This window comes from Sphingobacterium sp. BIGb0116 (genome assembly GCF_024808035.1).
In the GTDB taxonomy this organism is placed as follows: domain Bacteria; phylum Bacteroidota; class Bacteroidia; order Sphingobacteriales; family Sphingobacteriaceae; genus Sphingobacterium; species Sphingobacterium paramultivorum.
On sequence record NZ_JANUDT010000004.1, the window covers coordinates 192,668 to 207,449 of the forward strand.

Annotated in this window: 16 protein-coding genes; 9 read left to right on the forward strand and 7 right to left on the reverse strand. The window is 37.3% G+C overall.

Going from position 1 to position 14,782, the window contains the following annotated elements:
- Positions 1–33: 33 nt before the first annotated feature.
- The gene (locus M2419_RS11915; RefSeq protein ID WP_235032931.1) at positions 34–633 is read right to left on the reverse strand and encodes an HD family hydrolase; all 600 of its coding nucleotides are present in this window, start codon (positions 631–633) and stop codon (positions 34–36) included.
- A 178-nt stretch (positions 634–811) separates the two neighbouring features.
- Between M2419_RS11915 and M2419_RS11920 the strand changes: the two genes are divergently transcribed.
- The 5 genes from M2419_RS11920 to M2419_RS11935 all read left to right on the forward strand — a co-directional run bounded on the left by M2419_RS11920 (position 812) and on the right by M2419_RS11935 (position 6,079).
- Positions 812–1,834 (forward strand): LLM class flavin-dependent oxidoreductase, encoded by a 1,023-nt coding sequence (locus M2419_RS11920; protein ID WP_159729738.1) that lies wholly within the window; start codon positions 812–814, stop codon positions 1,832–1,834.
- A 12-nt stretch (positions 1,835–1,846) separates the two neighbouring features.
- Positions 1,847–2,962, forward strand: coding sequence for an NAD(P)/FAD-dependent oxidoreductase (locus M2419_RS11925; RefSeq protein WP_259255154.1), 1,116 nt, complete (start codon positions 1,847–1,849; stop codon positions 2,960–2,962).
- 731 nt (positions 2,963–3,693) lie between these two features.
- Positions 3,694–4,467 carry a helix-turn-helix domain-containing protein gene (locus M2419_RS11930; protein ID WP_259255156.1) on the forward strand — a complete coding sequence of 258 codons (774 nt, stop codon included), beginning with the start codon at positions 3,694–3,696 and terminating at the stop codon, positions 4,465–4,467.
- A 409-nt stretch (positions 4,468–4,876) separates the two neighbouring features.
- Complete coding sequence (locus tag M2419_RS27510) at positions 4,877–5,167, forward strand: anthrone oxygenase family protein (protein WP_369073911.1); 291 nt, start codon at positions 4,877–4,879, stop codon at positions 5,165–5,167.
- Between the two features lie 408 nt (positions 5,168–5,575).
- Positions 5,576–6,079, forward strand: a complete 504-nt coding sequence (locus M2419_RS11935; protein ID WP_259255157.1) for a hypothetical protein — start codon at positions 5,576–5,578, stop codon at positions 6,077–6,079.
- Positions 6,080–6,606: 527 nt separating this feature from the next.
- Here M2419_RS11935 and M2419_RS11940 read toward each other — a convergent pair.
- Positions 6,607–7,413, reverse strand: a complete 807-nt coding sequence (locus tag M2419_RS11940; protein ID WP_153848475.1) for a LexA family transcriptional regulator — start codon at positions 7,411–7,413, stop codon at positions 6,607–6,609.
- A gap of 340 nt (positions 7,414–7,753) precedes the next feature.
- On the opposite strand from M2419_RS11940, the gene M2419_RS11945 reads away from it, so the two are divergent.
- Positions 7,754–8,326, forward strand: a complete 573-nt coding sequence (locus M2419_RS11945; RefSeq protein ID WP_075991371.1) for a hypothetical protein — start codon at positions 7,754–7,756, stop codon at positions 8,324–8,326.
- A gap of 150 nt (positions 8,327–8,476) precedes the next feature.
- Here the strand turns inward: M2419_RS11945 and M2419_RS11950 are convergent, their stop codons facing one another.
- Genes M2419_RS11950 through M2419_RS11960 form a run of 3 tightly spaced genes read right to left on the reverse strand, consistent with a single transcriptional unit; the run spans position 8,477 to position 9,807 of the window.
- Positions 8,477–8,992, reverse strand: a complete 516-nt coding sequence (locus M2419_RS11950; RefSeq protein ID WP_153848473.1) for a hypothetical protein — start codon at positions 8,990–8,992, stop codon at positions 8,477–8,479.
- Positions 8,949–9,326, reverse strand: a complete 378-nt coding sequence (locus M2419_RS11955) for a hypothetical protein (RefSeq protein ID WP_153848472.1) — start codon at positions 9,324–9,326, stop codon at positions 8,949–8,951. The genes M2419_RS11950 and M2419_RS11955 overlap by 44 nt, the downstream gene beginning before the upstream one ends.
- Positions 9,313–9,807 carry an N-acetylmuramoyl-L-alanine amidase gene (locus M2419_RS11960; RefSeq protein ID WP_153848471.1) on the reverse strand — a complete coding sequence of 165 codons (495 nt, stop codon included), beginning with the start codon at positions 9,805–9,807 and terminating at the stop codon, positions 9,313–9,315. The genes M2419_RS11955 and M2419_RS11960 overlap by 14 nt, the downstream gene beginning before the upstream one ends.
- Positions 9,808–10,524: 717 nt before the next feature.
- On the opposite strand from M2419_RS11960, the gene M2419_RS11965 reads away from it, so the two are divergent.
- The 3 genes from M2419_RS11965 to M2419_RS11975 are packed head-to-tail and all read left to right on the forward strand — an operon-like array spanning position 10,525 to position 12,605.
- Positions 10,525–11,436, forward strand: coding sequence for an SIR2 family protein (locus M2419_RS11965; RefSeq protein ID WP_259255161.1), 912 nt, complete (start codon positions 10,525–10,527; stop codon positions 11,434–11,436).
- Between the two features lie 36 nt (positions 11,437–11,472).
- Positions 11,473–12,327: a DUF2071 domain-containing protein gene (locus M2419_RS11970; RefSeq protein WP_259255163.1), complete on the forward strand. Its 855-nt coding sequence runs from the start codon at positions 11,473–11,475 to the stop codon at positions 12,325–12,327.
- Positions 12,324–12,605 carry a hypothetical protein gene (locus M2419_RS11975; RefSeq protein WP_259255164.1) on the forward strand — a complete coding sequence of 94 codons (282 nt, stop codon included), beginning with the start codon at positions 12,324–12,326 and terminating at the stop codon, positions 12,603–12,605. The genes M2419_RS11970 and M2419_RS11975 overlap by 4 nt, the downstream gene beginning before the upstream one ends.
- Positions 12,606–12,665: 60 nt before the next feature.
- Here the strand turns inward: M2419_RS11975 and M2419_RS11980 are convergent, their stop codons facing one another.
- Positions 12,666–13,823, reverse strand: a complete 1,158-nt coding sequence (locus tag M2419_RS11980) for an NAD(P)/FAD-dependent oxidoreductase (protein WP_159729752.1) — start codon at positions 13,821–13,823, stop codon at positions 12,666–12,668.
- 30 nt (positions 13,824–13,853) lie between these two features.
- Complete coding sequence (locus M2419_RS11985; protein ID WP_235032934.1) at positions 13,854–14,615, reverse strand: AraC family transcriptional regulator; 762 nt, start codon at positions 14,613–14,615, stop codon at positions 13,854–13,856.
- Positions 14,616–14,782: the final 167 nt, after the last annotated feature.

Below are 14,782 nucleotides of genomic sequence, written 5' to 3' on the forward strand. Positions count from 1 at the left end.
GGGATTACTGCTGGCCATTGATCAGTATCCTAACTACTTTCCCTTTTTGAGAATCCCTCGAGCAACTCCAGCATCGATCAATTTTTCTGCATATTCCCACAATACTGCTGAGCCATCCTTAATGACAGATTTTTTTGCATAAACCTTTTCATAATTTACACCAGGTTCATTCCAGGTTCCACCATTATTGGAACTATTCTGTAAAAGTGGCTCCAATCGATCCATCGCTCGCGCGAACTGTGCTTCTGGCGTTTGACCAGCTTCAAATTCTTCCCAGATCGCAATGAGTTCCTCCGCTTGCTCCCCAGGCAAAATTCCAAAAATCCGCTGAGCTGCCAAACGCTCCGCACCTGTATTGGTATGATTTTTTTCTGTATCATAGATAAAAGTATCACCTGCATCAATTTCGACGATATCGTGTATCAATACCATTTTGACTACCTTCAATAAATCCACGGATTGATTTGCGTGTTCTGAAAGTACAATAGCCATGAGGGCAAGATGCCAACTATGTTCAGCGTCATTTTCGGGACGGTCACTATTGAAAAGTTTTGTCCTGCGCTGGATATATTTAATCTTATCAATCTCCTTAATAAACTCGATCTGTTGTAATAATTTGTCTGAAAGCATCATCCTGAATCACTTATACAATTGAATAATACATAAAATTACTCTTTTTGAGCCACAGCCTACTTGTCATTTGGCAAATTCATTCAAACCATATATTATTGACACCCATCGGACAATCCAAACTACCGATATAATCGCAACATTTATTAAATTTGATTGACATCAAATCCCATTGTGATTTATGAAAAAAATAGGCTTTTTATCTTTTGGCCATTGGTCCAAGCATCCCGCATATAGTACGCAGACCGCAAGCGATACTTTATTGCAATCCATCGATCTAGCAGTAGCTGCTGAAGAAATAGGCATAGATGGTGCATATTTCCGTGTACACCATTTTGCGAATCAGCTAGCATCTCCTTTTCCTTTATTATCGGCCATTGGAGCCAAAACCTCAAAAATTGAGATCGGCACCGGTGTCATCGATATGCGCTATGAAAACCCCCTTTATATGGTGGAAGACGCGGGAGCTGCAGATCTAATCTCCGGGGGCAGATTGCAGCTCGGCATCAGCAGAGGATCGCCTGAACAAGTAATAGATGGTTGGCGTTACTTTGGTTACAATATCAACGAGGGCGAAACAGATGCTGATATGGGAAGGCAAAAAGCATTGGAATTTTTAGAAAAACTTAAAGGAATTGGTTTCGCTGAACCAAATCCCTATCCAATGTTTCCAAACCCGCCCGGTTTGCTGAGACTCGAACCCCATTCGGAAGGGTTACGTGATCGTATCTGGTGGGGAGCAGCATCGAATGCCACGGCTGTATGGGCTGCTCAAAACAAGATGCACCTGCAAAGTTCCACTTTGAAATATGATGAAAATGGCAAACCTTTTCATATTCAGCAGGCCGAACAAATACGTTTATACAAAGAGGCCTGGAAGGAAGCAGGGCACTCTGGTGAACCCCGCGTTTCGGTCAGTCGATCCATATTCGCTCTGGTCGATGATTTAGATCGTTATTACTTCGGGCAAGAGGCTGACAAAACAGATAAAATTGGGGTAATCGAATCGGACAAGCGGACGATTTTTGGGCGAAGTTATGCCGCAGAACCAGATCAACTCGTGAAAGAACTAGCGCAAGATGAAGCAATACAGGAAGCAGACACGCTATTATTGACCATTCCAAATACGCTAGGGGTCGACTACAATGTCCACATTCTTTCAGCCATTTTGGAACACGTAGCTCCCGAACTTGGTTGGCGTTAACTCCGCTCTCGTATGATAAAGAACATTCGCTACAAAACAAAAATTGCAGTCATTGGTGCGGGTCAGGCTGGACTTTCTGCTGCTTATCATTTGAAGAAGCTCGGACTTAAAATCGGGCCGGATTTTATCATCCTGGATGAAGCCTCTGCACCCGGAGGAGCCTGGCAATTTCGCTGGGACTCCCTTACCTTAAGTACAGTCAATAAAATACACGATTTGCCCGGCATGTCGTTTGAGGAGACTTTATCAACAAAAGGGGCGGAAGTTCAAGCCAACACCGCTGTTCCCCATTATTTTAAACTTTATGAAGAAAAATTTGAACTTCAAGTATATCGACCAGCTAAAGTAGAAAAAGTCTACATGTACCAAGATCGCTTTCATATCGATACGGCAGAAACTCTTTTCTCAGCACTCGGTATTATCAACGCCACTGGAACATGGGAAAACCCCTATATTCCTACCTATCCAGGTGCAGAATTATTTCGGGGCGAGCAACTTCACACAAAGGATTTTAAAACTGCAGAGTATTTTCGTGGCAAACATGTTATTGTTGTCGGAGCTGGTATTTCCGCCATTCAGCTATTGGACCAAATTTCCCAGGTTACAACGACAACCTGGGTAACACGACGACCGCCTTTATTCAGAGAGGGGCCATTTGATGACATGGCTGGCCATAATGCGGTTGCTATGGTAGAAGAACGTGTACGATTAGGGCTTTCACCTTTGTCTGTCGTTTCCGTTACGGGCCTCCCCTATTCTACAGAAATCCAGGAGATGGAAAAACGGGGTGTCCTTCAACGTTTTCCAATGTTTCAAGAAATAACCGAAAAGGGGATCAAATGGGCCGATGGAACAGAACAAAAAGCAGATGTTATACTTTGGAATACAGGTTTTAAAAGTTCATTGAGCCATCTAGACGCAGTGCTACCAAAAGAAAAACAGGGCGGCATTCAAATGGCAGGCAGACTAGCGACCATGGTCGCTAAAGAACCAAGAATTCACCTCGTGGGTTATGGTCCATCAGCATCAACAATCGGTGCAAACCGTGCAGGTAGCGCCGCAGCTAGAGAACTTCTAAAAACGCTTTCAGCAGCCGACCTGAACACAAGCTCGTATACAATAAGCTAACCTTAGGGATCAGGTCAACTTTAAACACAATCAAAAAATCGGTCTATATGATATAATAACAACCCGACCAATCTTAAACCCACTACAATCGCTGTTATCAGATAACGAAAACAGAAGCTTAATAAGTCATTCAATATAATACAACTACACCATTTAATTTACATAAGCTACCTCAAACAACAGCTTCGCATAAAAAGAATAAACTTACCCTTGAAATTGTTGCTGGGACTACTCGCCGTTGCATTCTTTAGTTGTAACTCGCACAACAAGCATGTGCAATTATCAGAAAATCAGCATTGCAACATTGGATAATTTCGACACTTATGATTATCCCTCGGTTGACAGTTGCGTGCAGGCTATTAAATGTTATACTCCTCCCTACAGGGGACGTTACAGCAAAATAAGCATTTGGAATGTTGGGACAGCAGTGGATTCGGTCGTTTTAAAAAGTGACCTGGGTCATTACAATCCTTCATTGGATTCAAATTGGATTGCCAATTATTGGCAAAATAATTATGTTAAATTACTGGAACATGCTCAATTATTTCAGGTGAGAAGAAAAAATCCCCTTTTTTATTTCAAATAAGTCGGATTGCATGCGTAGACTTTAGATATACTATGATATTACAAATCCGCTAATGAAAATCTTAGGGCAACTCCATCTTATAATAGATTTTTCGGTATATTTAAACGTACAACAGGTCGTAATCAAAAGCCAACAAAGTTAATTGATGAATTCTCAAATTATCAGCCCTGATACATCCATTACATTATTCGTAAAGGCGATCCTGGTATTTGAAAGTCAGAAAAATGATCGCGTAAACTTACCTTTTTATGCTGATGGTTACCCCGGTCTATTGTTTCAACGATGCTATGGTGATTTTACAATCAAGCCTCATGATAAAAAGATGCCGACGATTTTTCTCTATGGTCAGACAATAAAACCGATTTCAATAGATGTAACAGGACCTTTTCAGATTATCGTTTTTCAATTTTACCCATTTGTATTACGCCGATTTTGGGGTATCTCGCCCGAAAGCATAAACGACGGCTGCTATGATCTAAATGCTCCTTCAAATAGAGACTTCCACCAACTAAGCAGTACATTATCCTCATCTTCAAACGCTGAAAACAGCATCCAACTATTAACACAATCGCTCCTCAGCTTTTTCGATAGCAAGAAATATAACATAGATTTTTCGATTCAGCGAACAATTCTCGAAATCATCGAAAAAAAGGGCCAAATCATTATTAAGGAAATTGCAAAAAAAGAAGCATTGAACATCCGAACTTTTGAAAGAAGGTTTTTCAAGGAAACTGGGGTGTCCGCTAAACAATTCGCTAAAATGGTACAGTTTCAGGCCGCTTTGAAACAGCTTAATAGCAAAGATTTCCAAAAGCTAACGGAAGTTGTTTATGAAAATGGGTTCTCCGACCAATCGCACTTTATTCGTGTCTTTAAGACTTTCACAGGAACAACTCCAACATCATTTAACAAAAAGTAGGTTACTGTCGTTTTTATTCTATATTGACTCACTGTTTATCACAACTTTTGTATTGTCTAAGGGCGAGCTCAACGAAAGTGTGTAATTTCTTTAAGCCTCAACTTCTTCGAAATATTTGCTATAAGAAAACAATGCTTTGATAAATTAGAACACCTAGACAATTAAGTTCAGTAAAACATTGTACATCAAAAAAAATATAGACATGAAATCGCAAGACATCATTTTAGCGCTGGCAACAATATTTTCGGCTATCATATCAGGTTTGTTTTTTTCGTATACCTTTTCGGTCAATTTGGGTCTACATAAACTCAACGATAAAGCCTTTTTGATGGCCATGCAAAATATCAATAAAGAAATACTAAACTCAGCTTTTTACTGCTGTTTTCTAGGCGCACCAATTTTGTTACTCATGGCTACTATACTATTTTTTGACCTGTATTCACCTAAATTTTATCTAATCCTAGCAGCATGCCTAAGCTATATTATTGGTGTACTTGTGGTTACAGGCACCCAAAATGTACCCTTAAATAATCAATTAGCCTCGATAGACCTATCGATATCTTCAGAAAAATCGTTAAGACTTGCTCGTGACATCTTTGAAAAACCCTGGGTATTTTGGAATAACATCCGAACTTGCTCTTCTTTACTTACACTCACTTGTTTAGTTATTAACTTGGTCTTTTTTAAATCAAAAAATTGATCATAACATTGGGCTTATAATATAAGATCAAATCCCTTACAACCTGTTTACTGACATTTCCGCCGAAATAAAACTCGAGTTTATCATTTACCTATCTCTTATAGACGAAAAAAAGCCCAAGGCATGCGAATTTAAATTCATTCCCCCCGAATTTAAATCAAGTGCTAAAACCTCTTCCTCAATACCTTACTTTTATAAAAATTGATCAACGGATGTTATTGAATGTGAGCTTAAATCATCATGAAAGCATGTATATTGATGATTCAAAGAAATCTTCAAGAAACTGCCAAAACATAAATGAGCAGAAGTTGTCTATCAATAAAAAGGGTCTTTACAATTAAAAAAGGAGCATAGCAGTATGAAGTATGTTATGCTCAAAATAATATACAATTAATGAAATTTTTCCCCATGAAAACAAAACACTTAATTTCGACATCATTGTTAGTATCTTCTGCCATAGCGTTGTTCGCATCTTGCAATGGTAGTTCTGTCGATACGGTAAAAGCTATCGAATCAAACTATGACAATCAAAACAAAACCATTACGTTAACAGGTGAATTTGATGCACCTTCCTTTACATTCTCATCAGGTAAATCAAAAACTATGGCCATGAATTTCGTAGTTAAATCTCATGCATTTAGTTCTGAAAAATTCACTGCATTCAGCGTTATATTACCTGTAGGGACAGAAAAAAACAATGTTTTATTTGAAATTCCCGCAGATCAGAAAAATTATACGCTTAAGAACTTTTATGTATTTGACGATAAGGGAGAAAAAATCAATCTAGATTCCCATACAACCTTCAAGATGAAGGGAACCGTTCACTACAGTGAAATGGAAAAACCTGAAACTGAACGGAAAAAAGATAATTTTTCCTATAAAATAACCGATGTAAGCTTTGTAAAAGACTAAAATTAACAACAATTGATAGCATAAGAAATAAAAAAGCCAGATTTCAAAACCTGGCTTCAAAAATAAACATATGATGATTAGTAAATGGTAAGTCCAAAGGTACAACTTAGTAAATAGTTCGATTTATTTAAAAATGCCTCCACCCCGCCCTGACAACCTACGCACATGTACCTATTATTTCAATTGAACGTCACGGACATGCCTGAATAATGAGCAACCAATATTCTCGTCACGTTATCAGTCTTCTTAACGTTAAATATATACTAGGAGCGCCAAGACAGCACGCAACAACATGTCCGCATACGTTCAATTTATAGTCAAATATAGAAATAAAAACTAATTATATTAGTTTTTATTTCTATATTTTTTAGCAAACACATAAAGACTTGATACGGAGAACTTTCAATTTAATAGCGGGCGATTGGATTAATTTATCGCACATATAGCCGAAACAAAAAGGTCCACCTATAAACGTTGATATGAAGAGACGAACCACCAAAACGATCATATTCTGAGTTAGGCTGTTCCTAAAGCGAACGGCTAATATCTACAACATTAAAAATTTGGTCAACATCATCTAAACTTACTTCAAAATCCGGGTATCTTGTTTTATCAGCATTTAGCGAACGAAGGGTAAGAATTCCGTTATTGACATCATGATGAGCAATTTCTTTGATAATAACTCCTTCATATTTATGTACAACAACCCAATAACGATATTTGTGGGTATGAAATTTTGATTGCCATAACTCCCTTTTAATCAAACGTCCCGTCACAATATCGCCGTCCAATACACTTGCATCGGTTCCATCGGTCATACTATCACCACTAACTTCAAAAGAACGATAGGCACCTTTATGAAACTCATTGACCGTAATAAAATGTGCCGGTAAATCGTCCATATATTCAGCATCAGAAAAGCCAGACAAATACCCGGCTTTAGCTTTCTCTGTCACAAGTTTTGTCTGCATCAAATATCGTCCTGGGGAAACTTCAAAAAATATATTATTTTTATTTTCGTCAATAAACTTGACGTCCTCCGAAAAATACCCTATTGACTTACCGTTACCAATACTAAGCATTGCTATCGTGTCGGGGTGCATTAAAGGAGTTATCTCTACTCTTTCACCCTTTCCATATAACAACCAGTCATACTGAACCTGAGGAAAAGCTGCTTGAATACGTGTTTTCATCGTAAGTCCAATAGGATACTCTCCTTTTTTAATACGCGAGTACACCTGTTCGCGTACCCCCAATAAAGACGCGAATTCACGGTTGGTAACGCGCATCTCCAAGCGTAAAACTTCAAAGTTATTATTTGGATAAGTTTCCATAGTCGATCGGGTATTTAACAAATGTTACACAAATATATAACAATCTGACACTAAGTTACACAACTTATTAAACCTAAACAAACAGACAATCAAAATAAAACAATAAAAACCTAATTACCAACAAATTATAGTTAAACAAATAAGTTTATATTTTCATATAAAAAGTAAAAATAAGCTTCGAATAAACTTGCTTGATTAACAAATTTGTTTAACTTTGTTTAACATCAATAGACTATATTAAATTCATAGAATAGACGAACAGGTAGTAAGTAAATTAGCTATTCACTGGATTTGCAATTAGCGAGACTAGAATCAGTTCATACTTAAAGATAAAAAGAAAATGGAACAGCTCATGACACAACATCCTAGACAGCACATTGTTTACGCAGTAGATTATCATCAACGACAAAAACACAACAGTAATTTAAAAAAAGAAGAAAGCAGTACAATAACCGACAAAAATAGCTCACAAGGTATGAACTCACTATATTATTCATTCATCATGAGTTTCTTGAAAGAAAATCATCCTGAAATACTAAAATCCATCGATAAGATATATGAATCTGACCTTTCCAAAATCAGTCAAGTAATTGACTGCTATTGTCAATTTGTGGGTATACCTTCTCAACAGATTATGGGTGAATATATCAATTATAAGGATATTCAGCATCGTTACAAAGCTATCGCCGTTGTTCTACGTATTTTTCAGCCGGAAAAATTAGATAATCTGAAAACAAAAGTAAAAAGTAGCATATATAAGGAACTTGGCCCTTATTTGAAAATAAATAATGACACATTACAGAAATCTATCATCTGTGCTTGCAATCAATTTGACCTCTATCGTGATTTCAAAAAGGAAATTAAACAGATTGCCAATTATTACCTTATTGACAGGCATTTCGATGGGGTTTAGTATTATTTGTACAATCACACCAGTTCTGCTAATTCGGCAATTCTGCCCGGTTCCAAAAATATAGTCCTTGAATTTTAAATACTCAAGGACTATTTTGTGCTTCTTATCTGAATTGCATTAAAAATAATAGTAACATTTTTTAATCGGAAACTACCAAGACTCAACAAACTTACGTTTCTTTATCCACCAAATAATCAAACCGACCAATACACCGCAACCCATTAAAAAATAAAGAAGGCTTGACACCGCTGGTTTTGAAACCTCTTTTGATTGTGCTTTGCGTAGCTCCATTTTCGTTTCAATTTGTTGACGACTTTCTACCTTCTGAGCTTTCCAATTGGTATCGAACCTACTCTCAAGCTGCAGCTTTTCAGAATAATGTTCCTTTTTCGTATAGACTTTTCCCTTACGTAGCTGAAAAGCACCATCCTGCATAATCTGGATCCCTTCACCTTCAATTTGCATCACATATTCATCTGTTACCAAAGCCTCTTTATCTGATCGAACAATTTGTATATGTTCCGTGTGCTGTGCTATAGTAGCATAATTGGTATTTTTCTCTTTGACACCAAACTCTTGTGATCCCTTGGTTTTCTCAACCTTTCTAAACAAACCGCAGCTGCTAACCAGTAGCAGCATTGCGATTACCTGTAGTGTATTCTTCATTTTTAACGCGCTTTAATTCAATCTGTAACCTATTATAAAGTTTCATGAGATCATCATATTTCACTTGCAAATCCGCTAAGGTCTTAGCGCAAGACGTACGTTCGTCATTTGCCAAACGTAACCCTTCATTAAGATCTTCAATGATCGTCCGTAATTGCTCAATATCTTTCTCTAATCTATTGGCATATCCTTCCCATTTTTCAATTACCTTTCCGGCATTCTCAACATTTGTTGCCTCCACTTCAGCTTGCTGCTTGGGCCTTCCAACAAAATACCCCCCTACAGCTGTCACTACAGGGATAATCAATTTCTCCAAAATCTCAAGTAATTCCATTATAACTTCCTTTTGTTAACGGTTTAAATTTTTCCCAGGGAAACTGTATCCCTGGATCCTCCTTTCTTCCAGGCGCAATATCCGAATGCCCCAAAATCTCCCGAATTGAATAAGTACGGACAATTGTTTTACACACAGCTATCGCCACATTAATCTGTTTTTCGGTGTAGCTCTCCGTACCCTTATTTTGCAATTCAATTCCAATGCTACAATTATTCAAATCTCTTTGACCAGCCCAGGTACTAAGGCCCGCATGCCAACATTTAATATTAAATGGGGCCAATTGCGTTATAACACCATCACGGCTGATATGAAGATGGGCGGAGACCTTGCTCCGGGAATCAGTCATCCAATCAATTGCACTCGTTGCATTGGATGCACCATCGTAGTGCATAATAATATAAACGGGTTTAATAATTCCACCTTTGTTTGGTGTATCTCTATAAGAAACACCGATCAATTTGTTTTCTTTAATTTCCATATCACGAACTTTTTTATGACTTAACCTGTTTCTACGCTAAAAAAATTGCCATTGTGTATTAAAAAAGGGAAACACACTTTATCAATCGTCATTTAGCTTCTATTTTTATACAAAGTTAAGTGTGATCCTCTGTCGCAGAACGGACTATTAGCTGGATATAAGCGGTAGATTACAGATACCGAATATTACACAAAATTTTCTTCGGTGTACGCGTTCACCAAAAGTGAGTTTAACAGGACCAACTCTTCATAGTGCCCTCAAAAACAGATAATAACACAACAAAATATTACTGAAATTTATGAGGGAACATGTTAACAAGACCGTGATATCATTGTCAAGCCATATCACAACAGACCTCACATCATTGACGAGGCATCAAACATTTCCTATGCTGCTTTGTTATTTGTTTGTTATAGCATAGGATGAGTTATACCGTGAAGGCTAGGAAGTTGGTTCGCCTAGCCTTTTTTGACGAATAAAAACAACATATCTGACTGATCCGCCCATCGCAATGACATAATCATTTTTTACAGAGGTTTCAATTTACACTATATTGCTTCCATGGCCCTGCAGACAATACCATCACAAATCTAGTTGACATAAATCCTACGATTTTTTATTAAATTCGTAGGAGAGAAATCTAAATTCAATAGATTATATGTTACATCCAAAAATGCGATTGATCGACATCGTCATTTAACTTTACATGCGTGAATCTTGATTTATAATACAATGAACAAGTTTGCTTTATTAGTCGGAAACGACATTAATAATATTTCACCAGGAATAAGCTGGAGTGATTTGCTACACAAAATCAAAGAAAAGTATAAAGTCAGCTCATTAGAAAATGGACAAAAACCTTTTCCTATGTTGTATGAGGAAATATTCCTTAACGCAATTCGAGAAAAACATATTAATGAAAGAGAACTTAAAACCTATATATCGGATTGCGTCTCTCAAATCAATCAAAACGAAATACACCAATTAATTCGGGATCTTTCGATCGAAAACATAATCACCACTAACTATGAATTCAGTTTAGAAGGAGAAATCGCCACAGCAAATACCGGCTTAATCCGTGAAACGACCTACAGTGTATTTCGTAAACACCAAATCGGCAACACGAGCTATTGGCATATACACGGTGACTGCCTAAATCCATCTTCCATTAACCTAGGTTATGAACATTACTGTGGTCAATTGCAAAAAATGAGGGATTATGTGGTTAATGGGACAAATTATAATTCACAAACGGTCTACAAGGCTGCACTAATTAAAAGATTAAGCCGAAAAAAGGATACTAAACTCCAATCCTGGATTGATTTATTTTTCACACAGGATATCCACATTCTAGGTCTATCGCTTGATTTTGTAGAAATAGACCTTTGGTGGCTGCTAACCTATCGCGCCAGAAATAAGTATTATAGACGAAGCGCCTTTATTGAAAATCAACTCTTTTATTATACAACTAAAAAATGGTATGCACTCTCCAAAGATAAAATGCAATTACTTCAAGCAAACGATGTTGAAATTGTCATTATTGACGAAACCAATAAAACTAAATACTACAAGAAAGTCCTCGCAGGCATAAAAAATAGATATAAGCTACCCAGCAAAATTTTAAGTTGAACCACACAGCAATCCATAGATTTTCAACTTGTTATCATGTCATTAATAGAAAAAGAATTTCGCGCTGTCAAACCAAACAAATTTACATTAAGCATTGAAAACTTTCTGAATAGTCTATTCTTGAGGAAAACAAAGTTTATACTTACCAAACCCTTTTCAGCAATAAAATTGAAAAGTGAAATTAGCCATGTAGTTTATTTAAACTGGATGGTACCTCTCGCCGAAATTCAACAATTCGTTCCCTCAGGAATTGCCCTCGATCTTGTCGGTGACCATGTTTTATTTTCAGTGCTAACTTACCGCCATGGCCATTTCGGCCCTGCAAAACTATATCATTTAAAATCCTTATATGGGTCACCTCTACAGAGTAATTGGAGACTTTACATCAGTCAAACCCAAAAGCAATTTAAAGTGCCTACAGTCCTATTTCTCGCAAATGTAATGAGTAGCCAGATCTATTGCATTGGTAGTCGTTTATTCAGTAGCATGATGTATACACATCAACCTTTGGCTTTCCAACATAACCATATCGGCGTTCAAACTCACACCAAAATAATCCCTGGAAGAAGCAATGCACCAGACTTGGAGGTTGTTTGCCACCCCTGTGATCACTGGAATATTCCAAGTCAATTTCTCCATCTGTCAAAAGATATCAATCAACTCCTGAATAAAATAATTATTCAGGACCAAGCCTTAACTCCACTGGACAATGGCCTATTCCGACAGGCGAATATTGCGTTAAAGTTCGATCCAAAAGACATAAGACCTTTAAAAATTGATTTTTTTAAAAGCGAAACATTAGCTGATATCGTTCAGCATGAAAAGTGTTTTGCTTTCGAAATACCGGCGGTCTCATTTTTTATGAATCACGAAAAAACAATAAAATTATGAACTTTATCGATTTTAGTATAGCTGTATTGCTCGCGAACGCGATCCCCCATTTTATTTTTGGAATAACAAAAGTTCGCTTCTTGGGGCTTTTTGGTTATACGGCAACGGCAAATATTTGTTATGCACTATGCCAATGTATAGTCGGAATCGGTCTGTTTCATCATAAATACGGGCTAGATAAACTTTTTAGCAATGGTTTTGCACTTGGCAGCACATTAGTTCTGATACTTTATTTTATTTTCGGTAGCTTACTGCTTGTGAAGTTCCAGAAAAAATAAATATTCTTTTTCTGGAAACTCCCTTTGTTGCTCCATACAGCTTTAGGCGATTTAAGGTTGTTAATCCCCCGATGGATGGGTAAAAAATTCCAGCATGACAGATAAAGCAGTAGCCGAATGCATGCGATCACTATTTTCCAATGTATCCTGTGTTGCTTCTGCCCCCCTTCTTATCATATCTTTTTCAAAATAAGATAATGCTTCCAGCAAAGATTCATGTTTCCTATTTGTCAGGCATTCAGCCAACTCGAAGGCATCCTGCATTGCTACATTCGCCCCCTCACCAGCAAATGGCGGCATGCGATGAGCTGCATCTCCGATCATTGTAAGGTTAGTCTGTGTTTCCCAGTGTTGATCAAGAGCAAAATAATATTGGGGACGGGGTATAAACTGTACATTGTCATTCACAAAAAACTCATCCCAAACCGTGGTCCATCCAGGGAAATGATCTTTAAACCATTGCGATACTTGCTTATTGTCCTTAAAATCAATTCTAGCCTTATTATAATCATCTTCTAGAATCTTTGTACTTGCAACAAACATCATTGAACCGTCACCTTTTGTACCATATCCGATAAATTGTTCCGTTCCAAAAGCCATCACTTTACCACCGTTCGCCAATTTAAAAAGATGAGGAGCATTCTTTTCAGCATCATAGATATTTCCCTCAACCAATGTAATTCCCGAATATATAGGCGTTAGATTACTTAAGTAAGGACGTACTCTTGAATTTGCCCCATCTGCTGCGATCACCAGATCGGCAGATGCATCCACTGCATGTTTAAAATGCAACAACCAACCTTCACCATATCTTTCCATTCCAACGAATTGACTATCCCAAACAACGGTATGCGATTCCAAAGCATTCAATAAGATATCTCGCAAAGGGGCTCGGTCTATTTCCGGCCGATTTTCGGCGACTGACTGCTCTTCATCATGGTCATCAAATTTTACGATGAGATCCTGATCAACAATACGCAGCTTACTCGCAGTCGGTCGATGATATTTATAGAACTCTTCTATTAATCCTGCGCGTTTCATCGCTTCAAGTCCCGCCCCTTCATGAAGATCCAAAGTAGAGCCCTGTACACGAACTTCAGGATTTAAATCCCGCTCATAAACGGCTACATCAGCCCCCTTTAACTGTAATAATCGAGCTAACGTAAGGCCTCCAATTCCACCGCCAATTATGGCTATTTTTTTATTTTCTATTAACATCTTATTTGTTTTAAAATTCATAAAACAAAACTATTGAGATGTAAGCGATGATAATAGTATAAATCGGTCGTTTTTATTTTTTAACAGCTCTTTGGGAACTACTCCCGAAAATTTCTTAATCTCTTTAATAAAATGAGTCTGATCGAAAAAATGTTCCTCTGGAAAAAGTTTCCCTTTTGCAATGTGATTCAATGAGGACCTAAAACGTAAAATATTACAGTACGACTTTAAAGAAAGTCCAAATTGCTGATTAAAATAACGATTAATTTGCCTGCTGTTCCAAAAAATCTGTTCGGAGAGTTCGGCAACTGAAATCGCTCCCTTACGCTGATAGATCAGTTCAAATAACTTACGCTTTCGCTCATCAATCATAGAAGGAAGAAGTGACTTAATAATTTGTACAGATTTGACAACAAATAACTCAAAATCAACTAAATCCAATTCACAAAAGCTCCAAAAATCAGTCGCAAGAAACTTACCCGTATTGATGATACCGGCAATACTTTCTTTTAAAATATACTCCGCCCCAAGCAATTTAAAGCTGATACAAAATAGTTGTCCGTCAATAGGAATAGTCGCTTCTTCATGGGGCATTGTTCCTAGACCAAGTAAAACGATCCGAAAGTTATCTACAGAAGATTTGAAAAGAAACAAATCAACACGTCCATCTGGCAAACCGATGGTTTCCTTTATAACGCCAGATTCATTACGCAAATACCAAAAGCTATCCACAAAACTTGCGATCGCTTCATCAGGTTTAACTATTGTATATTGTAGGCCATCTTCCATCATCAATTGTCCTTATCATTCGTATTTTGAGTATGCTAATTGATAAAACAACATAAAATTAACGATTAAATCTTAAGTTTACTTATTGTCTAAAACCTGAACAATAAGGTCTTGACTTCATGACCAACGAGCTTATTTCCCCTACTAAGCCACAAGATCATGAAACAATG

Coding starts and splice junctions, on each gene's coding strand:
- M2419_RS11955 (WP_153848472.1), bottom strand. CDS start 9,326: ATGGAATTACTTGAGATTTTGGAGAAATTGATTATCCCTGTAGTGACA.
- M2419_RS11940 (WP_153848475.1), bottom strand. CDS start 7,413: ATGGAAACTTATCCAAATAATAACTTTGAAGTTTTACGCTTGGAGATG.
- M2419_RS11930 (WP_259255156.1), top strand. CDS start 3,694: ATGAATTCTCAAATTATCAGCCCTGATACATCCATTACATTATTCGTA.
- M2419_RS27510 (WP_369073911.1), top strand. CDS start 4,877: ATGGCTACTATACTATTTTTTGACCTGTATTCACCTAAATTTTATCTA.
- M2419_RS11935 (WP_259255157.1), top strand. CDS start 5,576: ATGAAAACAAAACACTTAATTTCGACATCATTGTTAGTATCTTCTGCC.
- M2419_RS11915 (WP_235032931.1), bottom strand. CDS start 633: ATGATGCTTTCAGACAAATTATTACAACAGATCGAGTTTATTAAGGAG.
- M2419_RS11970 (WP_259255163.1), top strand. CDS start 11,473: ATGTCATTAATAGAAAAAGAATTTCGCGCTGTCAAACCAAACAAATTT.
- M2419_RS11985 (WP_235032934.1), bottom strand. CDS start 14,615: ATGATGGAAGATGGCCTACAATATACAATAGTTAAACCTGATGAAGCG.
- M2419_RS11975 (WP_259255164.1), top strand. CDS start 12,324: ATGAACTTTATCGATTTTAGTATAGCTGTATTGCTCGCGAACGCGATC.
- M2419_RS11945 (WP_075991371.1), top strand. CDS start 7,754: ATGGAACAGCTCATGACACAACATCCTAGACAGCACATTGTTTACGCA.
- M2419_RS11960 (WP_153848471.1), bottom strand. CDS start 9,807: ATGGAAATTAAAGAAAACAAATTGATCGGTGTTTCTTATAGAGATACA.
- M2419_RS11925 (WP_259255154.1), top strand. CDS start 1,847: ATGATAAAGAACATTCGCTACAAAACAAAAATTGCAGTCATTGGTGCG.
- M2419_RS11920 (WP_159729738.1), top strand. CDS start 812: ATGAAAAAAATAGGCTTTTTATCTTTTGGCCATTGGTCCAAGCATCCC.
- M2419_RS11980 (WP_159729752.1), bottom strand. CDS start 13,823: ATGTTAATAGAAAATAAAAAAATAGCCATAATTGGCGGTGGAATTGGA.
- M2419_RS11950 (WP_153848473.1), bottom strand. CDS start 8,992: ATGAAGAATACACTACAGGTAATCGCAATGCTGCTACTGGTTAGCAGC.